At 69.6% G+C, this 23,433-nt stretch carries 22 protein-coding genes and 1 pseudogene; 13 read left to right on the top strand and 10 right to left on the bottom strand.

The genetic code is table 11. From position 1 onward, the window contains the following. Positions 1 to 14 precede the first annotated feature (14 nt). Genes cobT through cobC form a run of 3 tightly spaced genes read left to right on the top strand, consistent with a single transcriptional unit; the run spans position 15 to position 2,405 of the window. Positions 15 to 1,070, top strand: coding sequence for a nicotinate-nucleotide--dimethylbenzimidazole phosphoribosyltransferase (gene cobT / locus APZ15_RS00100; RefSeq protein WP_027786722.1), 1,056 nt, complete (start codon positions 15 to 17; stop codon positions 1,068 to 1,070). After that, complete coding sequence (locus APZ15_RS00095) at positions 1,060 to 1,836, top strand: adenosylcobinamide-GDP ribazoletransferase (protein ID WP_027786723.1); 777 nt, start codon at positions 1,060 to 1,062, stop codon at positions 1,834 to 1,836. The genes cobT and APZ15_RS00095 overlap by 11 nt, the downstream gene beginning before the upstream one ends. After that, positions 1,821 to 2,405 (top strand): alpha-ribazole phosphatase, encoded by a 585-nt coding sequence (gene cobC / locus APZ15_RS00090; RefSeq protein WP_027786724.1) that lies wholly within the window; start codon positions 1,821 to 1,823, stop codon positions 2,403 to 2,405. Before APZ15_RS00095 ends, cobC begins: the two co-directional genes overlap by 16 nt. 92 nt (positions 2,406 to 2,497) lie before the next feature. Here cobC and APZ15_RS00085 read toward each other — a convergent pair whose 3' ends face one another. Genes APZ15_RS00085 through cobU form a run of 4 tightly spaced genes read right to left on the bottom strand, consistent with a single transcriptional unit; the run spans position 2,498 to position 5,916 of the window. Beyond that, on the bottom strand, positions 2,498 to 3,415 hold the full coding sequence (locus APZ15_RS00085; protein ID WP_027786725.1) for a cobalamin-binding protein: 918 nt from the start codon (positions 3,413 to 3,415) through the stop codon (positions 2,498 to 2,500). Next, positions 3,412 to 4,431: a threonine-phosphate decarboxylase CobD gene (gene cobD / locus APZ15_RS00080; protein ID WP_027786726.1), complete on the bottom strand. Its 1,020-nt coding sequence runs from the start codon at positions 4,429 to 4,431 to the stop codon at positions 3,412 to 3,414. The genes APZ15_RS00085 and cobD overlap by 4 nt, the downstream gene beginning before the upstream one ends. Further along, a complete protein-coding gene (gene cbiB, locus APZ15_RS00075) occupies positions 4,424 to 5,368 on the bottom strand; it encodes an adenosylcobinamide-phosphate synthase CbiB (protein ID WP_027786727.1) in 945 nt (314 codons plus the stop codon). The genes cobD and cbiB overlap by 8 nt, the downstream gene beginning before the upstream one ends. Continuing rightward, positions 5,362 to 5,916, bottom strand: coding sequence for a bifunctional adenosylcobinamide kinase/adenosylcobinamide-phosphate guanylyltransferase (gene cobU, locus APZ15_RS00070; RefSeq protein ID WP_027786728.1), 555 nt, complete (start codon positions 5,914 to 5,916; stop codon positions 5,362 to 5,364). Before cobU ends, cbiB begins: the two co-directional genes overlap by 7 nt. A 74-nt stretch (positions 5,917 to 5,990) precedes the next feature. Here cobU and APZ15_RS00065 point away from each other — a divergent pair, with 74 nt between their 5' ends. From APZ15_RS00065 to APZ15_RS00055, 4 genes are all read left to right on the top strand, one after another. Continuing rightward, complete coding sequence (locus APZ15_RS00065) at positions 5,991 to 7,502, top strand: cobyric acid synthase (RefSeq protein WP_027786729.1); 1,512 nt, start codon at positions 5,991 to 5,993, stop codon at positions 7,500 to 7,502. An 81-nt stretch (positions 7,503 to 7,583) separates the two neighbouring features. Further along, a complete protein-coding gene (locus tag APZ15_RS41640) occupies positions 7,584 to 7,724 on the top strand; it encodes a hypothetical protein (protein WP_166741928.1) in 141 nt (46 codons plus the stop codon). A gap of 149 nt (positions 7,725 to 7,873) precedes the next feature. Then, a complete protein-coding gene (locus APZ15_RS00060) occupies positions 7,874 to 8,287 on the top strand; it encodes a DoxX family protein (protein WP_027786730.1) in 414 nt (137 codons plus the stop codon). 136 nt (positions 8,288 to 8,423) lie between these two features. Beyond that, positions 8,424 to 9,092, top strand: a complete 669-nt coding sequence (locus APZ15_RS00055; protein ID WP_027786731.1) for a ParA family protein — start codon at positions 8,424 to 8,426, stop codon at positions 9,090 to 9,092. A gap of 143 nt (positions 9,093 to 9,235) precedes the next feature. On the opposite strand, the gene panD is transcribed toward APZ15_RS00055, so the two are convergent. The 4 genes from panD to APZ15_RS00035 all read right to left on the bottom strand — a co-directional run bounded on the left by panD (position 9,236) and on the right by APZ15_RS00035 (position 11,845). Then, a complete protein-coding gene (gene panD, locus APZ15_RS00050) occupies positions 9,236 to 9,622 on the bottom strand; it encodes an aspartate 1-decarboxylase (RefSeq protein WP_021164250.1) in 387 nt (128 codons plus the stop codon). 44 nt (positions 9,623 to 9,666) lie between these two features. After that, positions 9,667 to 10,506, bottom strand: coding sequence for a pantoate--beta-alanine ligase (panC, locus tag APZ15_RS00045; protein ID WP_027786732.1), 840 nt, complete (start codon positions 10,504 to 10,506; stop codon positions 9,667 to 9,669). Positions 10,507 to 10,779: 273 nt separating this feature from the next. Then, positions 10,780 to 11,652 (bottom strand): segregation and condensation protein A, encoded by an 873-nt coding sequence (locus APZ15_RS00040; protein ID WP_021164248.1) that lies wholly within the window; start codon positions 11,650 to 11,652, stop codon positions 10,780 to 10,782. A gap of 4 nt (positions 11,653 to 11,656) precedes the next feature. Next, on the bottom strand, positions 11,657 to 11,845 hold the full coding sequence (locus APZ15_RS00035) for a DUF3460 family protein (protein ID WP_006478107.1): 189 nt from the start codon (positions 11,843 to 11,845) through the stop codon (positions 11,657 to 11,659). A gap of 266 nt (positions 11,846 to 12,111) precedes the next feature. On the opposite strand from APZ15_RS00035, the gene APZ15_RS00030 reads away from it, so the two are divergent. Further along, complete coding sequence (locus APZ15_RS00030) at positions 12,112 to 13,926, top strand: autotransporter assembly complex protein TamA (protein WP_027786733.1); 1,815 nt, start codon at positions 12,112 to 12,114, stop codon at positions 13,924 to 13,926. A 25-nt stretch (positions 13,927 to 13,951) separates the two neighbouring features. Next, the gene (locus tag APZ15_RS00025) at positions 13,952 to 18,043 is read left to right on the top strand and encodes a translocation/assembly module TamB domain-containing protein (RefSeq protein WP_027786734.1); all 4,092 of its coding nucleotides are present in this window, start codon (positions 13,952 to 13,954) and stop codon (positions 18,041 to 18,043) included. A 67-nt stretch (positions 18,044 to 18,110) separates the two neighbouring features. On the opposite strand, the gene metG is transcribed toward APZ15_RS00025, so the two are convergent. Together metG and APZ15_RS00015 are read right to left on the bottom strand one after the other, a co-directional pair. Continuing rightward, the gene (gene metG, locus APZ15_RS00020; protein WP_027786735.1) at positions 18,111 to 20,264 is read right to left on the bottom strand and encodes a methionine--tRNA ligase; all 2,154 of its coding nucleotides are present in this window, start codon (positions 20,262 to 20,264) and stop codon (positions 18,111 to 18,113) included. A 377-nt stretch (positions 20,265 to 20,641) separates the two neighbouring features. Then, entirely contained in the window at positions 20,642 to 21,286 is a 645-nt protein-coding gene (locus APZ15_RS00015) for a YiaD family glycine zipper/OmpA-like lipoprotein (RefSeq protein WP_021163796.1), read from the bottom strand. A gap of 251 nt (positions 21,287 to 21,537) precedes the next feature. On the opposite strand from APZ15_RS00015, the pseudogene APZ15_RS42815 reads away from it, so the two are divergent. The 4 genes and pseudogenes from APZ15_RS42815 to sodC all read left to right on the top strand — a co-directional run. Then, positions 21,538 to 21,705: pseudogene (locus APZ15_RS42815) on the top strand (hypothetical protein); the annotation flags it as partial. Positions 21,706 to 21,754: 49 nt separating this feature from the next. Then, positions 21,755 to 21,928, top strand: a complete 174-nt coding sequence (locus APZ15_RS42810; protein WP_236849566.1) for an iron-sulfur cluster assembly protein — start codon at positions 21,755 to 21,757, stop codon at positions 21,926 to 21,928. Further along, positions 21,925 to 22,731 carry an Mrp/NBP35 family ATP-binding protein gene (locus tag APZ15_RS00010; RefSeq protein WP_236849565.1) on the top strand — a complete coding sequence of 269 codons (807 nt, stop codon included), beginning with the start codon at positions 21,925 to 21,927 and terminating at the stop codon, positions 22,729 to 22,731. Before APZ15_RS42810 ends, APZ15_RS00010 begins: the two co-directional genes overlap by 4 nt. Positions 22,732 to 22,864: 133 nt before the next feature. Next, complete coding sequence (gene sodC, locus APZ15_RS00005; protein ID WP_027786736.1) at positions 22,865 to 23,401, top strand: superoxide dismutase [Cu-Zn]; 537 nt, start codon at positions 22,865 to 22,867, stop codon at positions 23,399 to 23,401. Positions 23,402 to 23,433 lie beyond the last annotated feature (32 nt).

Below are 23,433 nucleotides of genomic sequence, written 5' to 3'. Positions count from 1 at the left end.
GACACGGTTTCCCGATGACGACCCCGACCCACTTCCCGCCCGCGATCGCACCGCTCGACGATGCGCTGCGCAAGCGCCTGCAGCATGTGATCGACCACAAGACCAAGCCGCCCGGCAGCCTCGGCCAGCTCGAGGCAGTCGCGCTGCAGGTCGGCCTGATCCAGCACACCGAGCGGCCGGTCGTGCAGCGTCCCGTGATGATCGTGTTCGCCGGCGATCACGGGATTGCCGCCGAAGGCGTGAGCCCCTATCCGCAAGCGGTGACCGCGCAGATGGTCGCGAACTTCCTCGCCGGCGGCGCGGCAATCAACGCGTTCTCGGGCGTCTCGCAGAGCACGCTCGAGATCGTCGATGCGGGCGTCGCGTCGCCGCTGCCGCTGTCCGACCGCCTGGTGTCGCTGCCGGTCGCGCGCGGCACGCGCAACTTCGCGACGGAACCTGCGATGACGCGCGACGAGGCGATGACGGCGCTCGCGGCCGGCGCGGCGCGCGTGCGCCTGCACGCATCGCTCGGCACGAACGTGATCGGCTTCGGCGAGATGGGGATCGCGAACACGTCGTCGGCCGCGTGCCTGATGAGCCGCCTGCTCGGCGTGCCGATCGACGCGTGCGTCGGGCGCGGCACGGGCCTCGACGACCAGGGCCTCGCGCACAAGCGCGCGGTGCTCGGCCGTGCGCTCGTCAAGCACTCGCACGCGATCGCGCCGCTCGACGTGCTCGCGACGTTCGGCGGCTTCGAGATCGCGATGATGACGGGCGCGTATCTCGCAGCCGCGAGCGAACGGATGACGATCCTCGTCGACGGCTTCATCGCGACGGCCGCATTGCTCGTCGCCGAGCGCATCGCGCCCGGCGTGCGCGACTACTGCGTGTTCTCGCATACGTCGCACGAAGCCGGGCACCGGCGCATGCTCGAGCATTTCGGCGCGAAGCCGCTGCTCGCGCTCGACCTGCGGCTCGGCGAAGGCACGGGCGCGGCGCTCGCGCTGCCGCTCGTGCGTGCGGCTGCTGCGTTCCTCACGGAAATGGCGAGCTTCGAATCCGCCGGTGTCGACGATCGTGACGCCTGATCGCGCGCGCGGCGTGCGGGCCGAACTGCGCTACTTCTTCGTCGCGCTCGGCTACTTCACGCGCGTGCCCGTGCCGCACGCGATCGGCTACGCGGCCGGCGATCTCGACCAGGCCGCGCGATATTTCCCGCTCGTCGGCGCATGCGTCGGCGCGTGGGGCGCGCTCGTGTATCTGGTCGCGCTGCGCGCGCTGCCCGTGTCGATCGCGGTCGGGCTGTCGATGGCCGCCACGCTGCTCGCGACGGGGGCCTTCCACGAGGACGGCCTCGCCGACAGCTGCGATGCGTTCGGCGGCGGCTATACGCGCGACGACGTGCTGCGCATCATGCACGACTCGCGGATCGGCACGTTCGGTGCGGTCGCGCTCGTGATCGCGCTCGGCGTGAAATGGCAGGCGCTTGCGTCGATGCTGCCGTTGCGTGCCGCGTGGACGATGATCGCCGCGCACGCGGCGAGCCGCGCGGCGGCCGTGAGCCTGCTGATGACGCTCGACTACGTGCGGCCCGAAGGCAAGGCGAAACCGGTCGCGCAACGGATGGGGGCACGCGCGGCGTGTGTCGCCGCGCTGTTCGGATTACCGTGGCTGTTCTGGCCCGACTGGCGCATGGGCGTCGCCGCCTGCGTGGCGCTCGTGCTCGTGCGCGCGTGGGCAGCCCGCTATTTCGTGAAGCGGATCGGCGGTTATACCGGCGACTGTCTCGGCTTCACGCAACAACTGTGCGAACTGGCGATCTATCTCGTGGTGCTCGGATGGACGTCGTCCTGATCCGTCATCCGGCCGTCGGTGTCGAGCCGGGCATCTGCTACGGACGCAGCGACGTGCCGCTCGCCGCGCCGGCCGACGCCGGCGCCCAGGCCGTGCGCGCGCATCTGTCGGTACTCGGCGCGCCGCTTCCCGAACAGGTCTGGACGAGCCCGCTGACGCGCTGCGCGTCGGTTGCCGAGCGGCTCGCGCAGGCATGCGGCGTGCCGCTGCAACGCGAGGCGGACTGGCAGGAAATGGATTTCGGCGCGTGGGAAATGCGGCGCTGGGACGATATCGATCGCGCGGCACTCGATGCGTGGGCGGCCGACCTGATGCATGCGTGCGCGCATGGCGGCGAAAGCGTCGCGCGGTTCGCTGCCCGGGTCGCCCGGCAGGCCGATGCCGTCGCGCGGTTCGACCGGCCGCAATGGGCGGTCACGCATGCGGGCGTGATCCGCGTGTTCGCGGCGCATGTACTGTGCGTGCCGCTCGATACGCTGTTGTCGCGGCCGGTGCCGGCCGGTGGTGTCGTCTGGCTGCGCGCGGATGCCGCCACGGGAACGTGGGAAGTGGTGCACTGGGACGAATAGGCGCACCGGCGTCCGCATCTGGACGACGCGGCGCGCGGTCGATCTGTCTCAAACACCGACAGGTGCGCGACGGGCGCTCAAGCCGCCGGAACTCAGCGCGCCGGCCGCCGCCCACGCGCGGCTTCGAGATCCTCGCACAGCGCGGCCGCGCCCTGCGCGATCCGCGGCGACGGCCGCGTCAGCAGATCGCCGTCGATCGCGAACAGGTTGTTGCGCACCACCGCCGTCAGCGCGGGCCACGTGCGCCAGCGCGCGAGGCTCGGCAACGGTTCGTCCGTACGCGACGCACCCGCGCTCGTCGTGACGATCGCTTCCGGATTGGCCGCGAGCACGGCCTCGTCGGTGACGGTCGGCACGAGCGGCCTGAGCGAGGCGAACACGTTGCGGCCGCCGCACAGCTCGATCACGTCGTTGATCAGGTGCGCGCCATTGAGCGTCATCAGCGGCCGGTCCCAGACCTGGAAGAACATCGTGACGGGCGCCCGCGCGGCATAACGTGCGCGCAGCGCCGCGATGTCGCGCGTATAGGCGGCCGCGGCCGCATCGGCAGCCGGTTGCGTGCCGAGCAGCGTGCCGAGCCGGCGCAGCGACGACGATACGTCGTCGAGGTGCTTCGGTTCGCTGAAGAACAGCGGGATATGCAATGCGCGCAGCGCGTCGGTCTGCCGCGCGGCGTTGCCGTGCCGCCAGACGACGATCAGGTCGGGCTTCAGCGCGGCGATCCGCTCGAGGTCGAGCGCCTTGTTGTCGCCGACGCGCGGTATGGCTTGCGCGGCGGGCGGATAGTCGCTGTATGTGACCGTGCCGACGAGCTTCGCACCGCCGCCGGCTGCGTAGATGAGCTCGGTCGCGTGCGGCGCGAGGCTGATCACGCGCTGCGCGGGCGCAGGCAGCGTGACGGTGTTGCCGGCGTCGTCGCGCGTCGTGACGTCGGCGTGGACGAGCGGTGCGTGAGCGAGTGCGGTCAGCATCGCGACCGGTGTCAGCCGGCGCAACAGGTGCGGAATCATGCGGATTCCCGTTGCAGCAGCGGCACGCAGTGCGCGAGTGCGTCGCCGAGGCGCTGCCATTCGGCTTCGCTGCCCGGCAGGCCGACGCGTACGCTCGACGGAGTCGGGAAGTACCGCGTCCAGATTCCGCGTGCCGCGAGTGCCGCATGCAGTGCCGCTGCCCGCGGGTCGTCGGTCCAGCTGAAGAGCGGCGTCGTGCGGGCCGCGAAGCCGTGCGCGCGCAGCAGTGCGGCCAGCCGCTCGCCGTCGGCCGCGAGCCGCTCGCGGGCGGCGGCCTGCCATGCGCGATCGGCGAACGCCGCGGCGACTGCATGGCGCGCGGGGCCGCCGACCGTCCAGGCGCCGAGCATGTCGCGCAGCGCGACGATCTGGCCGGGGCACGCGAGCACGAAGCCTGCGCGGATGCCGGCGAGCCCGAAGAACTTGCCGACCGAACGCAGCACGACGAGCCCCGGGCGATCGACCTGCGGCGCGAGCGACTGCGTTGCACCCGTATCGGCGAACGCCTCGTCGACGATCAGCGTGCCGCCGCGCGCCGCCAGTTGCGCATGCCAGCCGAGCAGGCGTTCGACCGGCACGAATTCGGCGGTCGGATTATTCGGATTCCCGACGATGACGTGGCGCAGCGTCGCAGGCAGCGTATCGGTGCCGACGTCGAGCGCGACGACGCGATGGCCGTGTCGCGCGAAAGCGGGTGCGTATTCGCCGTACGCGAGCGTCGCGACGCCGGCGTCGCCGGCCGGCAGCAGCGCGGGCAATGCGCGGATCGCAGCCTGGCTGCCGGCCACCGGCAGTACGTGCGCGGGATCGGGCACGTGGTAGTACTGCGCGGCGCAGGCCGCGAGGCCGTCGCCGTCGTCGGGCAGCCGGCGCCACGCGTCGGCCGGGACGGGCGGCACCGGATAGCCGACCGGATTGATGCCGGTCGACAGGTCGAGCCACGTGTCGTACGGAATGCCGTGGCGGCGTGCGGCTTCGTGCAGGTTGCCGCCGTGCGTGATGCGGGTGTCAGACATGATGGGTGGCCATGACGAGTGCGCCGCTCGCGACCAGCAGCGCGAGCCACAGGGCAAGCGTGCGCGTGACGAGCGACAACGCGGCGACGATATGGACGGCGCTCGCCGTCGCGCCGGTGCCGAGCGCGGGGCGATCCTCGATCTCGCCGTGATAGACGGCCGGGCCGCCCAGCTGCACGTTCAGGCTGCCGGCGCCGGCGGCCATCACCGGGCCCGCGTTCGGGCTGTCCCAGTGGCGTGCCTGCGTGCGCCAGCAGCGCCATGCGGCGGCCGTGTCGCCGAGCAGCGCGTAGCTCGCGGCCGTCAGGCGCGCGGGAATCCAGTTGAGCGCGTCGTCGAGGCGCGCGGCGGCCCAGCCGAAGGTCAGGAAGCGCGGCGTGCGGTAGCCCCACATCGCGTCGAGCGTGTTCGCGAGCCGGAACAGCAGCGCGCCGGGGCCGCCTGCGACGACGAACCAGAACAGCGCGCCGAAGATCGCGTCGTTGCCGTTCTCGAGTGCGGATTCGACGGCCGCACGCGACAGCGCGCCTTCGTCCGCGTCGCTCGTGTCGCGCGACACGATGCGCGCGGTGAGCATGCGGGCGGCGCCGAGGTCGCGCCGCAGCAGCGCCGCGGCGATCGGCGCGACGTGGTCGGCGAGGCTTTTCGCGCCGAGTGCGAACCACAGCAGGGCGATGTGCAGCGCGGCCGCGAGCGGCCATGGCAGCACGGCCGCGAGCCATGCCGCGACGGCGACCGGCGGCACGACCGCCGCGATCCATGCGGCGACGCCGATCACGCGGCCGCGCCGGCCCGTGTTCAGCGCGCCTTCGATGCGCGCGGCGAGGCGGCCGAACGCGACGAGCGGATGCCAGCCGGCCGGTTCGCCGATCGCGCGGTCGATGATCGCGGCCGCGACCGCAAACATCGCGACTACGGGCAGCGACAGCATCAGCATGACGGCGCTCCCGTCTTGAGGTCGAGCGGCAGCCCGGCGACGAGCAGCGTCACGCGCGTCGCGAGCGCGGCGACACGCTGGTTCAGGCGCCCGAGTTCGTCGACGTAGCGGCGCGTGACCGACCCGAGCGGCACGACGCCGAGCCCGATCTCGTTGCTGACGACGATCACCTTCGCGCGCGCGCCGCGCAACGCGTGCTCGAGCCGGTCGACCTGTGCCGCGTACTGCGCATCGTCGAGCGGTTCGCCGTCGGCCGGGCACAGCAGGTTCGTGAGCCACAGCGTCAGGCAGTCGACGAGCAGGCACGCGTGCGGATCGTCGAGCCGCGCGAGCGTGCCGGCGAGGTCGACGGGTGCGTCGGCGAAGCCCCAGGCGGCCGGCCGGCGCGCGCGATGGTGCGCGATGCGCTGCGCGAATTCGGCATCGGCGGCGGTTGCGGTGGCGATGTAGGTGACGGGGCGGCCGCTGTCGGCGGCGAGGCGCTCGGCGTGCGCGCTCTTGCCCGAGCGTGCGCCGCCGAGGACGAAGGTGAGGTCGTGCGGAATCATCGCGTGATTGTAACGGCGCGGGCATACCGGCGCGGGGGATAATGCGGCCTTTGCTTCGCGACGACCTTTACACGATGAATGCACCCGAGCCGCGGCCGCGCGGCACGCTGATGATCCAGGGCACGACGTCCGACGCGGGCAAGAGCACGCTGGTCGCGGGCCTGTGCCGGCTGGCGCGCCGCGGCGGCGCGCGCGTTGCGCCGTTCAAGCCGCAGAACATGGCGCTCAACAGCGCGGTGACGGCCGACGGCGGCGAAATCGGCCGCGCGCAGGCACTGCAGGCGCTGGCCGCGGGCGTTGCGCCGCATACGGATTTCAACCCCGTGCTGCTGAAGCCGACGAGCGACCGCGGCGCGCAGGTGATCATTCACGGCAAGGCGCGCATGAACCTCGATGCACGCGCGTATCACGGCTACAAGCCGGTCGCGTTCGAAGCGGTGCTCGAGTCGTACGCGCGCCTGCGCGCCGGCTACGACACGGTGATCGTCGAGGGCGCGGGGAGCCCGGCCGAGATCAACCTGCGCGAAGGCGACATCGCGAACATGGGGTTTGCCGAACGCGTCGACTGCCCGGTCGTGCTCGTCGCCGACATCGACCGCGGCGGCGTGTTCGCGCACCTGGTCGGCACGCTCGCGTGCCTGTCGGACAGCGAGCGCGCACGCGTGCGCGGCTTCGTGATCAACCGCTTCCGCGGCGACGTCAAGCTGCTCGAGCCGGGGCTCGACTGGCTGCGTGCGCAGACGGGCAAGCCCGTGTTCGGCGTGCTGCCGTACCTGCACGGCCTGCTGCTCGACGCCGAGGACATGCTGCCGGCACAGGCGCGCAGCGCCGCCGCACGCGGCGATGCCGGCCTGCTGCGCGTCGTCGTGCCGGCGCTGCCGCGCATCAGCAACCACACCGATTTCGACCCGCTGCGCGCGCATCCGCAGGTCGAATTCACGTACTGGAAGAGCGGCCCCGTCCCGGACGCCGACCTCCTGATCCTGCCCGGTTCGAAGAGCGTGCAGCGCGATCTCGCATGGCTGCGCGACGCGGGCTGGGACTCGCTGATCCGTCGCCATCTGCGCTACGGCGGCAAGGTGATCGGCATCTGCGGCGGGATGCAGATGCTCGGCCGCACGCTCGACGATCCGCTCGGCCTCGAAGGGGCGCCCGGCAGCGTGCCGGGGCTCGGGCTGCTCGATTTCGACACGACCCTGCAGCGCGACAAGACGCTGAAGAACGTGACCGGGCATCTCGCGCTGCCGGGCGGGGCGGCCGTGCGCGGCTACGAGATCCACATGGGCGATACGCACGGGCCCGCGCTCGCGTCGCCCGCGCTGACGCTGGCAGCCGACGCCGCACCCGCCGCCTCCGACGCCACGCGCCCGGACGGCGCGGTGTCCGCCGATGGCCAGATCCTCGCGACCTACGTGCACGGGCTGTTCGACTCGCCCGACGCATGCGCGGCGCTGCTCGCGTGGGCCGGGCTCGACGGCGCGGCGCGCATCGACTATCCGGCGTTGCGCGAGGCATCGCTCGAGCGGCTGGCCGACTCGTTCGCCGACCATCTCGATCTCGACGCGCTGTACGCCGAGTTTCGTTGACGCGGGCCGGGCCGTGCTCGCTTTTTCCGCCGGATCGCATACAACACAGGAGGGCGGATGTCCGCCTGGAGGAGTGCGACGATGAAGGCTCGATGGTGGTGGAGCGTGCTGCTCGCGGCGCTGCTGGGCGTGTCGGCGGTTGCGCACGCGTGCGATTCGTACGCACCGGGCGGCGGCCAGTCCGGTTCCGGCGACGCCACACAAGGCAAGAGCGGTTACTGAAGCAGGTCGCGGGGCATGATCGGTCATGCCCCTTTTTATGTCCCGATTGATTCCATCCGGGAATCAGTTAAAGCGAATTGGCGCGTTTATCGGTTGAATCGATTCGAATAGAGTGCGATCCATTCACACCACTCACGAAGGAATTCGCCATGAACCCCAATCGCCTCAACGATTTCGCCGCGACCCTGCTGCGCGTCGCGCTCGGCGTACTGTACCTCGCGCACGTCGCGCAGAAGGTGTTCGTCTTCACGCTGCCCGGCACCGCGCAGTTCTTCGCGTCGATCGGCCTGCCGGGCTGGCTCGCGTACCTGACGACGTTCGTCGAACTGGCGGGCGGCCTGGCGCTGCTCGCGGGCTTCCGCGTGCGCGTCGCCGCGCTGGTGCTGCTGCCGTTCATGCTCGGCGCGACCGCCGCGCATCTGCCGAACGGCTGGAGCTTCGCGTCGCCGAACGGCGGCTGGGAATACCCGGCGTTCTGGGCCGTCACGCTCGCCGTGCAGGCGCTGCTGGGCGGCGGCGCGTTCGCGCTCGGCGCACGGGAAGCCGCGGTCCAGCGTGCGTAATGGGTAAATCGGCGTACACGGCGCGGCGCAACCCGTTCCGGTGACACCCCGTTTGCCGATATCATCGCTCCCTGTATACGCAATCGAGCGGCGCCTGCCCTGCGGCAGGGGCCGCGCGGCTTTTTCGGGGGAATTCATGACGGTGATCGTGGTGGCGAATCCGAAGGGCGGCGTGGGGAAGAGCACGCTGTCCACCAATCTTGCCGGCTATTTCGCGGCGCAGGGCGCGTGGGTCGCGCTTGCCGACCTGGACCGGCAGCAGTCCGCGCATGCGTGGCTCGAGCTGCGGCCGGCCGGACTGCCGGCAATCGAGGCATGGGAACTCGATCCGGACGCGCCGACGAAGCCGCCGCGCGGCCTCGAATATGCGGTGATCGATACGCCGGCCGGGCTGCACGGCAACCGGCTCAACGTCGCGCTGCAACTGGCCGACAAGGTGATCGTGCCGCTGCAGCCGTCGATGTTCGATATTCTGGCCACGCAGCAGTTTCTGGAGCGCCTCGCCGGCGAGAAGGCCGTGCGCAAGGGCAGCGTCGAGGTCGGGATCGTCGGGATGCGGGTCGATGCGCGCACGCGCTCGTCGGACCAGCTTCACCGGTTCGTCGAAGGGCTCGGCCTGCCGGTGCTCGGCTACGTGCGCGACACGCAGAACTACGTGCAGATCGCCGCGCACGGCCTCACGCTGTGGGACGTCGCGAAGAGCCGGGTCGAGAAGGATCTCGAGCAGTGGCGGCCGATCGTCGAATGGGCCGAACGCCGCGCGCCGAAGGCCGAGAAGACGGAGAGGGCCGCCAAGGCGTCCTGATCGCGCGGCCGCAGGGCCGGTACGCGGGGAAATGAGAAAGGGCCGGATCCCGTGGCACACGGCATCCGGCCCTTCGACCCTTCGACCGCAAGCGGCACAGCCGCTCCCGCGCGCAGCGGCACGCGGGCGGCCGGTCAGTCAGGTCAGGTCCAGTTCTGCGTCGGCACGTGATCGCGGTGGCCCTTGATCTTGTTGCCGTCGTCGATGAACACGAGCTTCGGCTTCCAGCCGGCCTGAATCTCGGCTTCGTCGACCATCGCGAATGCCGCGATGATCACGAGGTCGCCGAGCTGCGCGCGACGCGCGGCCGAGCCGTTCAGCGAGATCATCCCGCTGCCGCGCTCGCCCTTGATCGCGTACGTCGAGAAACGCTCGCCGTTGTTGATGTTCCAGATGTCGATCCGTTCGTTTTCGATGAGGCCGGCCGCTTCGAGCAGGTCTTCGTCGATCGCGCACGAGCCTTCGTAGTGCAGCTCGCAGTGCGTGACGGCCGCGCGGTGGATCTTCGATTTGAGCATGTGGCGCTGCATGGTGTCTCCGTGATGCGTCGTGAGAGGCGCGGGCGGGCGGCTCGTCAGATTTCCAGGTTGTCGATCAGGCGCGTTGCGCCGAGCTTCGCGGCCGCGAGCACGACGAGCGGCTCGCCGGCTTCGAGTTCGGCGGCGCTCGGTGCGATCAGGTTCGCGCGGCGGCGGATCGCGATGTAGTCGGGCGCCCAGCCGCGCTCGGCCAGGTGCGTGCGCGCGTGATGCTCGAGCTTGCCGAGGTCGCGCTCGCCGCCGAGCACGCTGTCGCGCACGCGTTGCAGCGTTTTCGCGAGTTCGGGCGCTTCCTTGCGCTCGTCGGTCGTCAGGTAGCGGTTGCGCGACGACAGCGCGAGGCCGTCCTCGTCGCGCACGGTTTCGGCCGCGATGATCTCGACCGGCAGCGCGAGCTGCTGGCACATCCGGCGCACGATCATCAGCTGCTGGTAATCCTTCTTGCCGAACACGGCGACGCGCGGCTGCACGCAGGACATCAGCTTTGTGACGACCGTGCACACGCCGGCGAAGAAGCCGGGCCGGAATTCACCCTCGAGAATCCCGCCGAGGTCGTCCGGCGGCAGCACGCGGTATTCCTGCGGTTCCGGGTACATGTCGCGCTCGGTCGGCGCGAACAGCACGTAGACGTTTTCCTGCTGCAGCTTCTCGATATCGTCCTGGAGCGTGCGCGGATACTTGTCGAAATCCTCGTTCGGGCCGAATTGCAGCCGGTTGACGAAGATGCTCGCCACGACCGGGTCGCCGTGCTGGCGCGCGAGGCGCATCAGCGACAGGTGCCCTTCGTGCAGGTTGCCCATCGTCGGCACGAACGCCGTGCGGTTCTGTCCACGCAACTGGTCGCGCAGTTCCTGGATCGAGCTGATGACTTTCATGATCGGGTAGCGGTTTCCTCGCGCATGCGCGCGTTGGCGCCGCAGCAGCGGCGTCGGGGTCGAAGCGGAGAACGCCGGCGCGCGGGCGGCGCATCGGGCGTCGGCGGATTGTAGAGGATTTGGCCGCCAAACGCATCGAAAAAAGTACGGTCGTTCACTTTTTAATCGGGCGTGCCGGCAGCGGCCCGCGCAGTCGCGTCGGGCTGCGGCGAGGCGGCATGTGTGCCGGAATGAATCGGGGGGCGGGAAGGGCGGACGCGGGCGCCAGGCCGGTTACGCGGGCAGGTACGCGAGGCGCACGTAGATCGGCGCGAACGGCTCGGCCTGCGTGATCTCGAGGAGCGATTCGCGCGCGAGTTCGAGCATCGCGATGAAATTCACGACGACGACCGGCACGCCGCGCGACGTGTCGAACAGCTCGGCGAATTCCATGAAGCGCGCGTTCTGCAGCCGGCGCAGGATCAGGCTCATGTGCTCCCGCACCGACAGCTCCTCGCGGGAGATCTTGTGGTGCTGGACGAGCTTCGCGCGCTTGAGCACGTCGGCCCACGCGGCGCGCAGGTCGTCCGAATTCACGTCGGGGAAGCGCGGCGTGACGCTCTGCTCGATGTAGACCTCGGCGCGCAGGAAGTCGCGGCCGAGCTGCGGCAACTGGTCGAGCCGCTGCGCGGCGAGCTTCATCTGCTCGTATTCGAGCAGGCGGCGCACGAGTTCGGCGCGCGGATCCTCGGCTTCCTCGCCGGTGTCGGCCTTCTTGACCGGCAGCAGCATCCGCGACTTGATCTCGATCAGCATCGCGGCCATCAGCAGGTACTCGGCCGCGAGCTCCAGGTTCGACGTGCGGATCTGGTCGACGTAGCCCAGATATTGCGCGGTGACCTGCGCCATCGGGATGTCGAGCACGTTGAAGTTCTGCTTGCGGATCAGGTAGAGCAGCAGGTCGAGCGGGCCTTCGAAGGTCTCGAGGAACACCTCGAGCGCATCGGGCGGGATGTAGAGATCCTGCGGCAGCTTGAACAGCGGCTCGCCGTACAGGCGAGCGAATGCCGCGACACCGTCGACCGTGTCGGGCGTCGAATCGGCGCCCGCGGGCGCGGCGATCGCGTCGTCCTGGCGGGCGGCGCTGGCCTCGTCGGCGGCGCTCACGTCGTCAGAAGTTCTGGTAGTAGACGTACGACGTTTGCTTCACGCGCGATTCCTGCTGCTCGGCGCGCTCTTCGAGGTCGATCGGCTGCTTGTCCCACAGCAGGGAACGGCCCTTGCGCTGCTCTTCCTCGAGCGTCGGCTTCTGTTGCTTGAGCTGGTTCAGGAACTGCGTGACATCGGACTGGTACGGCATGGCTGGATTTTCCGTTTCGGGCGGCGCACGATGCGCCGGATTCACGATGGCGGGATTTTACCGCATCGCGGGAACGGCCGGCGGCAATCGCGCGTCGAATCCGCGGGTTGGCGCGCAGCCGGCGGCCGCAAGCGCACCGCCGGGCATGACGCCGCGGCCACGCGCGCTCGCGCGGCGGTTTACAAACATTAAGCTTTGGCGCCGGCACGCTGTGGTCAAATACAGGGTTTTCCACAAAACCGTGACAACCGAGGGCGAGGTCATATTTGGCGGGGCAGTCGAACCAGCAAGCACATCCGGCACATGACGCGGGCCCGCGCGTGGAACGCAATCGCGCCGGCGCCGCGGCCCGTGCCGCACGGGCGACCCTCGCGGGTTGCCTGGCCGCGTGCTTCGCGCTGCCGGCCCACGCGAAGTACGACGTCGACATCGACGCGCCGCGCTCGGTTCGCAAGCTGCTCAAGACGCACCTCGACATCGCGCGCTTCGCGAAGCGCGACGACATCAGCGACGACCAGTTCGACTTCCTCGTGAAGGCCACCCCGCAGCAGGTGCGCGACCTGACCGCGACGGCCGGGTATTTCTCGCCGGTCGTGCGCACCGACGTGCGCACGCGCGACGGCAAGCGCGACGTGCGCATCGCGGTCGATCCGGGCAAGCAGACCGTCGTGTCGAGCGTCGACCTGACCTTCAAGGGGCCCGTCGACACCGAGGACCCGAAGCAGGAAGCCGCGACCCGTTTCGCGTTTTCGCTGAAGCCGGGCGACCCGTTCACGCAGTCCGACTGGGACGGCGCGAAGGGCGCGGCGCTCAGGCAACTGCAGTCGCGTCGTTATCTCGGCGCGAAGATCGCGTCGTCGGAGGCGCGCATCGATCCGCGCACGCAGCGCGCGACGCTCGCGGTCACGTTCGACAGCGGTCCGACGTTCACGATCGGCAAGGTCGACGTCGACGGTGTGCGGCGCTATCCGGAGAAGATCGTCACGAACGTCAATCCGCTGTCGGAAGGCGAGATCTACGACGTGCAGCGGATCACCGAATTGCAGCGGCAGTTGCAGAACACGCCGTACTACGCGAGCGTCGCGATCGACGTCGGCGACGATACGGCGAAGCCCGAGCGCACGCCCGTGCACGTGAAGGTCAGCGAGTTCCCGTACAACAACATCCGCGGCGGCGTCGGCTTCGCGACCGACACCGGGCCGCATGTGCAGGGCTCCTACACGTATCTCGACACGTTCGGCGCCGCGTGGCCGCTGACCGTGTCGGGCCGGCTCGACCAGATCCAGCAATACGGGCAGGTCCAGCTGTCGATGCCGCCGGGCGAGAAGGGTTGGACCAACAGCGTGCTCGCGTCGTACACGAACACCAACGTGTCGGATACGCGCATCTACAGCGCGCGGGTCGGCGTGCAGCGCACGCGCACGGGCCAGTTCATCGACTATTCGTATTCGCTGATGTACTACCAGGACCGGCTCGACCAGAACGGCGCGGGGCCGACCACGAGCCGCGCGCTCGTGCCGCAATGGGCATGGACGCGCCGCAACGTCGACGATCCGCTGTTCCCGCGTTCGGGCAACCTGATCCACGCGGAGGCCGGCTTCGCGGTCAAGGGCGTACTGACCGACCAGACCTTCATCCGCGGCTACGCGCGCGGCCAGCAGTACCTGCCGGTCGGCAAGCGCGACCTGTTCGTGTTCCGCGCGGAGCTCGGCGGCGTGTTCACGAGCGGCAGCTCGACCGGCGTGCCGGCGTCGCTGCTGTTCCGCGCGGGCGGCTCGAACTCGGTGCGCGGCTACGGTTACCAGAGCATCGGCAACAGCGTCGACGGTTCCGTCCTGCCGACCAAGTACCTGATGACGGGCACCGCCGAATACCAGCACTGGTTCAACCGCGACTGGGGTGCCGCGACGTTCTTCGACATCGGCACGGCCACCGATGCGTGGGGCGAACGCGTGTTCTACCCGGGCGTCGGCGTCGGCGCGCGCTGGCGCAGCCCCGTCGGCCCGATCAACGTCGACGTCGCGTACGGGTTGCGCAACCATAGCGTGCGCCCGTACCTGACGCTCGGCATCGCTTTCTGAACGTACCGCTTCATCGACGAACCGCATGACGAAGGACCCGAACGATACGAACGACACGCCGCCGCCTGGCGATCCGGACACGCCCGGCGGCGCGCCCGACGCGCCGCCGCGCGCGCCGCGCCGCGGGCCCGTCGCGCGCATCGGGCGGTTCGTCGCATGGACGCTCGCGACGGTCGTGCTGCTCGTCGTGCTGGCCGTCGGGCTCGTGCTGGCCGCGGTGACGACCGAGCACGGCACGCGGCTCGCGTGGCAGGTGGCGGAGCGCGTGCTCGGCGCGCGGCTCGCGGGCACGCTCGACGGCGGCTCGCTCGCGACCGGCGTGCGGTTGCGCGGGTTCGCCTGGACGAGCCCCGACGGCACCGGTACCGAAATCCGCATCGACCGGATCGACGGCCGCTGGGCATTGACCCGCGCGCCGTGGCGTCTGTCCATCGCGTATCTTCGCGCCGGCACGATCGACGTGCGGATCCCGCCGGGGCCGTCGACGCCGAGTACGACGCCGCAGGACCTGAGCCTGCCGCTGCAGTTGCGGATCGACGACCTGCGCGTCGATCACCTCGCGATCCACGACGGCGGCTCGACGACGCAGCTCGACCATCTCGCGCTGAACGGCCGCAGCGACGGTCGTCACCATGAACTCGTGCTCGACGGCGTCGATACGCCGTACGGTGCGCTGACCGCGCGCGCGAAACTCGACGGCGTGAAGCCGTTCGCGCTGACGGGGGAGGCCACTTACTCAGGCAAGCTGGCCGACGAGCCGGTCGATGCGCGCGCTCGCGTGTCGGGCTCGCTCGAGGCGCTCGTCGCGGAAGTCGACGCGAGCGGGATGAAGCTGAACGGGCGCGCGCACGTCGAGGCCGCGCCGTTCGGCGCGGTGCCGCTCACGCGCGCGTCGCTCGCGTTCGATCACGTGAACCCGCAGGCGCTCGCGCCCGGCGCGCCGGCCGCCGATCTCGCGGTGCGCGCGGAACTCGCACCCGTGACCGCGCCGGCCGGCTCGGCGCCCGCAAAGGGGTTCGCGGTGACGGGCCCGGTGTCGATCGTCAACGCGAAGCCCGGCACGCTCGGCGATCACCTGTTGCCGGTGATCGACGCGCACGCGAACGTGCATCTCGACGCGCACGCGCAGCGGATCGACGCGCTCGCGCTGAAGCTGATCCGCGACGGCAGCGTGACGGGCAACGGCACGCTGACGGGCGGCAAGGGCCGCTTCGACCTGAAGGTCGCGAACCTCGACCTGAACGCCTTCGTCGCCGAGCTGCGGCCGATGCGCCTGGGCGGCCCGCTCGGCGTGACGCTCGCGGCCAGCGTGACGACCGTCGACTTCAACCTGAACGATCCGAAGCTCGCGCTCGGCGCACGCGCGAAGGTTGCGCTGACGCCGCAGCAGACCGTGCTGACCGACGCGCGCGTGACGGCGGGCAAGGGCCGCATCGACCTGACGGGCGTGTTCCGCCACGATGCGCATTCGAGCTACGACGCGAAGGCGACGCTGACCGGATTCGATCCGCTGCTGCTCGCCGCGCAGAGCGCGCCGAAGGCCGGCAGCGGCAAGGCGCCTGTCAAGGTCGCGAAGGCGCCGCCCAGGCGCGGCGAGACGCGCGTGTCGGGCACGCTGACGGCGTCGGGCGCATTCGCGCCGCAGGTGTCGACGAAGGCGACCTTCAAGCTCGGCGACAGCCTGTACGACGGCGTGCCGCTGACCGGCGCCGGCGTCGTGCAGCTCGCCGGCTCGCGGATCCTGCCGAGCAACGCGAACCTGTCGATCGCCGGCAATCATGTCGACCTGCGCGGCAGCTTCGGGGCACCCGGCGACCGGCTGCGGTTCGTCATCGACGCGCCGCAGCTCGACCGGCTCGGCTTCGGCGTGGAAGGGCTCGTGCAGGCGCAGGGCGACCTGACCGGCAGCTTCGCGCACCCGAACGTGACGGCCACCTACAAGGCCGAGCACGTCGTCGTCGGCTCGAACCGGATCGGTGCCGCGCAGGGTCGCGCGGACATCCGCGACGGCGCGCACGGCGCCCTCGTGTTCACGGCCGACGCGACCGACCTCGCGCTCGGTTCGCTGAATCTGAAATCGCTGCGCGCGAACCTCGACGGTACGCGCGCGAAGCACACGCTCGACGCGTCGGCACTCGGGACGGCCGGCGGCCGCGTGATCGACTTGACGCTCGCGGCGAACGGCGGCGTGGTCGAGAGCCGCGACGGGATGCGCTGGGACGGTACCGTGACGCGGCTCGCGAACCGCGGCACGCCGGCCGTCGCGCTGCAGGCGCCGCTGACCGTATCGGTCGGTGCCGGCCGCGTGACGCTCGGCGCGACGCGGCTCACGCTCGAGGGCGCGGCGATCGACCTGAAGTCGTTCGTGTTCGATCACGGCCAGATGCGCTCGGCGGGCTCCGTGAGCGGCGTGTCGGTCGCGCGTTTCCTCGAGGTCCGCCAGGAGCTGACGGGCCAGCGGCCGCCGGTACGAACCGACGTCGTGCTCGACGCCGACTGGGATTTCTCGCTCGGCGCGAACTCGACCGGCCATGTGCAGGTGAAGCGGCGCGGCGGCGACGTGACGATCGAGAGCGGGCGCGGCATCGCGTCGCTGGGGCTGACCGACCTGTCCGCGCGCGCGAACTTCACGCCCGGCAACCGGCTCAACGTGACGGCGCTCGCGAAGGCGAACCGGATCGGCACGCTCGATGCGAACGTCACCGTGCCGTTCGCGTTGCGCGACGGCATGTTCGGCGTGGTCGACGATGGCCCGCTGTCGGGCCGCATCGACGTCGACGTCCCGGCGCTGAAGACGACCGGCAACCTGTTCGGGCCGAGCTATCTGCTCGGCGGGCGCGCGGCGCTGAAGCTGACCGTCGCGGGCACGCCGGCGAAGCCGAACCTGTCGGGGATGCTGACGGGCGACGACCTGTCCGCGACGCTCGTCGACCAGGGCGTGCAGCTGAAGGACGGCATCGTGCGCATCAAGCTGTCGGAAAACCTCGTCGAATTCCAGCAGGTCGAGTTCCACGGCGGCGACGGCACGCTGCGCGCACTTGGCCGCGTGCGTCTCGACGGCGAGGCGCCCGACCTGACCGCGAGCATCGTCGCGGACAAGCTCGAGCTGTTCGCGGCGCCGGACCGGAAGCTGTCGCTGTCGGGCAAGGCGACGGTCGCGAACGACGGGCCGCGCGGCGCGCTGTCGATCGACGGCAAGTTCGTCGTCGATCGCGCACTGTTCGACCTGCCCGAGGAGTCGGCGCCGCATCTGTCGGACGACGTGGTGATCGTGCAACCCGACGGCACGGTGCGCGGCGAGACGCCGACCGGCACCGCCGTTGCCAAGCCAAAGCCGGCCGCGGACAAACCGGCGCCGTCGCTCGCGCCGCGCGCGAACATCGACATCGGCCTCGGCAACAACTTCCGCTTCAAGGGGCACGGCGCGGATCTCGGGCTGCGCGGCACGATTACCGTGATGAGCGCGCCGGGCGTGCCGCTGCGCGCGGTTGGCAACGTGCGTGTGACCGAAGGGTCGACGTACACGTCGTTCGGCCGCAAGCTCGCGATCGAGAACGGCTTCTTCACGTTCAACGGCCCCGTGTCGAACCCGGGCGTCAACATCCTCGCGATGCGGCGCAACCAGGAAGTCGAGGCCGGCGTGCAGGTCACGGGCACGATCCAGTCGCTGACGGTCAAGCTGGTGTCGGAACCGAACGTCACGGACAACGAAAAGCTGTCGTGGCTGCTGTTCGGGCACGGCACCGACCAGGGCAACAACGTCGGTCAGCAGGGCACGATGACGGCGGCGCTCGGGCTGCTCGGCAGCGTGACCGGCAAGCGCGTCGCGCAGACCTTCGGTCTCGACGAGGTCTCGGTCGGCCGCAGCGAAGTGGGCCTGACGGACCCGCAGGTCGTGCTGGTGTCGAAGGCGATCAACGAGCGGTTCGTGCTCGGCTTCGAGCAGGGGCTGCAGTCGGCGAGCAACGCGTTCAAGGCGACGATCAACCTGACGCGCTTCTGGTCCGTGTCCGCGTACGGCGGCACGTTCCAGGGCGTCGACCTGAACTACACGCGGCGTTTCGACCGGTGGTTCGGCAGCGACGCGGCGCGGGCGCGGCGTGCCGAGCAGCCATGAATGAAAAAGCCCCGCACGAAACGAATCGTGCGGGGCTTTGTTTGGCGCCAGCGGCAGCGCGTTCGGCTTACTTCACGCGCATGCCGGGCTTCGCGCCGCTGTGCGGCTCGAGGATGTAGAGGCCCGGTTCCGCCTTCTCGTCGGTGGCCGACGCGGCGAGCACCATCCCTTCGGACAGGCCGAACTTCATCTTGCGCGGCGCGAGGTTCGCGACCATCACGGTCAGCTTGCCCACGAGCTGCTCGGGCTGGTACGCCGACTTGATGCCCGAGAACACGTTGCGGGTCTTTTCCTCGCCGACGTCGAGCGTGAGCTGCAGCAGCTTGTCCGAACCCTCGACGGCCTGGCACGCGACGATCTTCGCGATGCGCAGGTCGATCTTCGCGAAATCGTCGATCGAGATGGGGGCATCGTCGGCGCCGTTCACGGCGGCCGGCTTCGCGTTCACCTTGGCGTTCTTCGCCTCCTTGGCGGCGTTCGCGCTCGCGGCGGCCGCGCCGGTGGCCTCGGCCTGCAGCGAATCGCGGTTCGCGGCGAGCAATGCCTCGATCTGCTTCGGGTCGACGCGCGTCATCAGGTGCTGGTACGCCTTGATCGGCTGTTCCGACGACAGCGGCTTCGCGGCATCGGCCCACGCGAGCGGCGCGATCCCGAAGAACGACTCGACGGCCTCGGCCACGCGCGGCATCACCGGCTTCAGCGCGAGCGACAGCAGGCGGAAGGACTCGAGGCTCACGCTGCAGGTTTCGTGCAGCGCGACCGCGTTGGCCGGATCCTTCGCGAGATCCCACGGTTTCGCGCCGTCGACGTACGCGTTCACTTCGTCCGCGAGCTCCATCGTGTGGCGCAGCGCGCGGCCGTACTCGCGTGCTTCGTAGTGCGCGGCGATCCCGGGAATCGCATCGCGCAGCTTCACGACGAGCGGATGGTTCATCGCGCTGTCCTGCACGCGGCCGTCGAAGCGCTTGATCAGGAAGCCTGCCGCGCGGCTCGCGATGTTCACGTACTTGCCGACGAGATCGCTGTTCACGCGCGCCTGGAAATCGTCGAGGTTCAGGTCGATGTCTTCCATCGTCGCGTTCAGCTTCGCGGCGAAGTAGTAGCGCAGCCATTCGGGGTTCAGGCCCGTGTCGATGTAGCTCTGCGCGGTGATGAACGTGCCGCGCGACTTCGACATCTTCGCGCCGTCGACCGTCAGGAAGCCGTGCGCGAACACGTTGGTCGGCGTGCGGTGGCCCGAGAACTCGAGCATCGCGGGCCAGAACAGCGTGTGGAAGTACAGGATGTCCTTGCCGATGAAGTGATACTGCTCGGTGGTCGAGCCCGGGCGGATCCACGCGTCGAAGTCGACGCCGTTGCGGTCGCACAGGTTCTTGAAGCTCGCGTAGTAGCCGACGGGCGCGTCGAGCCACACGTAGAAATACTTGCCGGGCGCGCCAGGGATCTCGAAGCCGAAATACGGCGCGTCGCGCGAGATGTCCCAGTCGGCGAGCTTGGACTCGCCGGCGTCGCCGAGCCATTCGCGCATCTTGTTGGTCGCTTCGGGCTGCGCGAGGCCGCTCACCCATTCGCGCAGGAACGTTTCGCAGCGCGGGTCGGACAGGCGGAAGAAGTAGTGCTTCGACGTCTTGCGCACCGGCGTCGCGCCCGATACGACCGAATACGGGTTCAGCAGTTCGGTGGGCAGGTAGGTCGAACCGCACACTTCGCAGCTGTCGCCGTACTGATCCTTCGCGTGGCACTTCGGGCACTCGCCCTTGATGAAGCGGTCGGGCAGGAACATTTCCTTGACGGGATCGTACGCCTGCTCGATCTCGCGCTCGGCGATGAAACCGGCTTCCTGCAGCGCGACGTAGATCTTCTCGCTCAGCACGCGGTTCTCGTCCGAATCGGTCGAGTAGAAATTGTCGAACGACACGCCGAAGCTGTCGAAGTCGCGCTTGTGCTCGGTCCACACGCGGTCGATCAGCTGCTTCGGGGTCAGGCCTTCCTTCTCCGCGCGCAGCATGATCGGCGTGCCGTGCGTGTCGTCGGCGCCGATGTAGTAGACCTCATGGCCATGCATTCGCAGCGTCCGCACCCAGATGTCGGTCTGGATGTACTCGACCAGGTGGCCGATGTGGATCTGCCCGTTGGCATAGGGCAGTGCGGACGTAACGAGGATCTGGCGGTCACCTTGCGGCGCCGCAGCCTGCACGGAAGTGAGGTCGGATGCGGACATAGGGTCTGTAGAGGAACGGCGGAAAACGACGGGAAACTGCGATTCTAGCAGGGGCGCGCGCCGGGCGACGCGGGCAGGGCGCCGCTGACCGGGCGCCGGAACGGGCGGGGCCGCGCAAGCGGCGTGCCCGGCGGTGACATGCTGCGGCGCAGCACGAATTCTGCGGGCAAAAAAAACCGGGGCGGATACGGCCCCGGAGCAACAACGACAAGAGGAGAATGGTGACGCGCCGGCAACACCAGCCGCGTACCGTAAATACTGACCACGGCCTGCGACAGAAGTTCGAAAATTTTTTCGATTTGTTACCGGCTCCGCCGGAAGTCTTGTCCGGCGGGGCTGCGCGGGCGGCGGGCCCGCGCCTTCCCCTCGTCGTGCGCTTACTGCGCCTGTGCTGCGCGCAGGTAGATTTCGACGCGGCGGTTCTGTGCGCGGCCGGCTTCCGTCGCGTTGTCCGCGATCGGGTTCGACGGGCCCATGCCCTGTGCCGACAGGCGGCCGCCGGCAACGCCGCGCTGCACGAGCGCGTTGACGACGCTCTGCGCGCGGTTCTGCGACAGCGTCTGGTTCAGCTGCTGCGAACCCGTGCTGTCCGTGTAGCCGACGATCGATGCCGTCACTTGCGGGTTCTGGTTCAGCGTCGTCGCCAGGTCGTTCAGCAGCGGCGTGAAGGCCGGCGTGATCGCGTACTGGTTCGTCGCGAACGTCACCGAGCTCGGCACGTTCAGCTTCAGCGAGCCGTCCGGCTGCTCGGTCACCTGCGTACCCGTCTTGGCTGCCGACGGCGCGAGCTTGTTCTTGATCGCCTGCCAGTTGTAACCCGTCACGCCGCCGACCAGTGCGCCGACGCCCGCGCCGATCGCCGCGCCCTTGCCGCCGCCCGCCAGCGCGCCGATGCCTGCGCCCAGCGCCGCACCCGTGCCGGTACCGACGGCCGTATTGTTGCCTTGCTGCGTGGCGCAGCCTGCCAGCAGTGCGCCGGCCAATGCGAAGACGGACAGACGGGTCGCGATTTTCATGTTCATCTTGGATTCCTCTCTTGGTTGAACGAGTCGACAACGACGACAACAACAGTTACGGCTCCACGCGCGGGCCGCCCGAAAAAGGAGGACAGGCCTGCGCCAGCGGCAGCCGCCGAGGTGGCCGCATGCCCTGTCCGTCAGCGTGGCTGTTCGGGCAGTGCGACGCGTCAGCCTCTACAATATAGGCGGTTGGTGGCCGATTTGGCCCATAGCATGCCGCAGGCGAAGAGTGCGCCGGGTCGCGCGTTCGCGCAATGGCGTGCAACAGATTCTTTCACTTTTCCCGATTTTCGCAGCGTAATTTGATATTTTTTGACGTTTGCGCGCGAGAAAAACGTTTTCACGGAGTTTCGATGAGCATTGACCGGGCACAAGTCGACGCCGCTTTGGCGGCTGTCGTCGACCCCAATACCGGCCGTCCGTATGCGGCGAACAAGGGCGTGCGCAACGTCGCGATCGACGGCGGACGTCGTGGCGCTCGACGTGGTGCTCGGTTATCCCGCGCGCAGCCAGCACGACGACGTGCGCGCACGCGTCACCGCGGCGCTCCAGGCCGTGCCCGGCGTACGCGACGCGCGCGTCGCCGTGTCGCAGGAGATCGTCGCGCACACGGTGCAGCGCGGCGTGAAACTGCTGCGAACGTGAAGAACATCGTGGCGGTCGCGTCGGGCAAGGGCGGTGTCGGCAAGAGCACGACGGCCGTCAACCTCGCGCTCGCGCTCGCCGCCGAAGGTGCGTCGGTCGGCATCCTCGACGCCGACATCTACGGCCCGTCACTGCCGACGATGCTCGGCATCCACGGCCAGCGCCCCGAGTCGCCCGACAACCAGTCGATGAATCCGCTCGTCGGCCACGGGCTGCAGGCGAACTCGATCGGCTTCCTGATCGAGGAAGACAACCCGATGGTATGGCGCGGCCCGATGGCGACCTCCGCGCTCGAGCAGTTGCTGCGCCAGACCAACTGGCGCGAGCTCGACTACCTGATCGTCGACATGCCGCCCGGCACGGGCGACATCCAGCTCACGCTCGCGCAGCGCGTGCCGGTCACGGGCGCGGTGATCGTCACGACGCCCGCAGGACATCGCGCTGCTCGACGCGAAGAAGGGCCTGAAGATGTTCGAGAAGGTCGGGATTCCGATCCTCGGCATCGTCGAGAACATGAGCATCCACATCTGTTCGAACTTGCGGCCACGAAGAACCACATCTTCGGCGCTGGCGGGGCCGAGCGGATGGCTAAGGATTACGACGTGAACGTGCTCGGCAGCCTGCCGCTCGACATCGCGATCCGCGAGCGGGCCGACAGCGGCACGCCGACGGTCGCGGCCGATCCCGAAGGCGCGCTGGCCCGTCGTTACCGCGACATCGCGCGCGGTGTCGCACTGGCGATTGCCGAGCGATCGCGCGACATGACGTCGAAGTTTCCGTCGATCGTTGTTCAAAATACGTAAAACCCTTGCGGGGCGGGGCCTCACGCTGTTTACGGCGCCGCGAGGCGCGGTATCATGGCGACTTTTCCCGGGTCCCTTTACCCGCCCGGCGCGGCCGTCGTGTCAAACGGCCGCCAGCCGGCATGAGGATCGAATGAAACAACGACATCACGGCGTGCGCGCCGGCCGCGTGCGGTACGCGCTGCTGGCCGCCGCCGCGCTGGGCCTGCTGGCCGGCTGCACCTCCTTTTCCTCGTCGCACGAAAAACGGGCCGACGCACAACTGCAGCCGACGGTCGGCTCGCAGGCGCGCGGCGCGGTGACGTTCGTCGAGCGTCCGGACGGCGTTCAGGTCACGTACAACCTGGCCGGCCTTCCGCCCAACAGCGATCACGCGCTACAGGTGCATGAACGCGGCGACTGCAACGCGGGCGACGGCTCGAGCGCCGGCCAGGTGTTCGCGCCGGCCGCCGACCGGTTGCGCGCGGGCGCCCGCGTCGCCGGCGATCTCGGCAACATCCATGCGGACGCGAACGGCGTCGCGGCCGGCTTCATCGTCGCGCCCGATCTGGCCCTCGATGGCGTGCGCTCGGCGATGAACCGCGCGGCGCTGGTGCACCGCGACTCGAGCGATCCCGCGTTTCCGCAGCATGGCGCGGGGCCCGCGCTCGCCTGCGGCGTGATCCGTTGACGGCCGCCGCGTGCGTGCGCCGATGATCGCGT

Origin of the sequence: Burkholderia cepacia ATCC 25416, assembly GCF_001411495.1 — a bacterium.
In the GTDB taxonomy this organism is placed as follows: Bacteria; Pseudomonadota; Gammaproteobacteria; order Burkholderiales; family Burkholderiaceae; genus Burkholderia; species Burkholderia cepacia.
The sequence above is the reverse complement of the archived record's forward strand: the minus strand, read 5'-3'. Positions and strand labels throughout refer to the sequence as shown.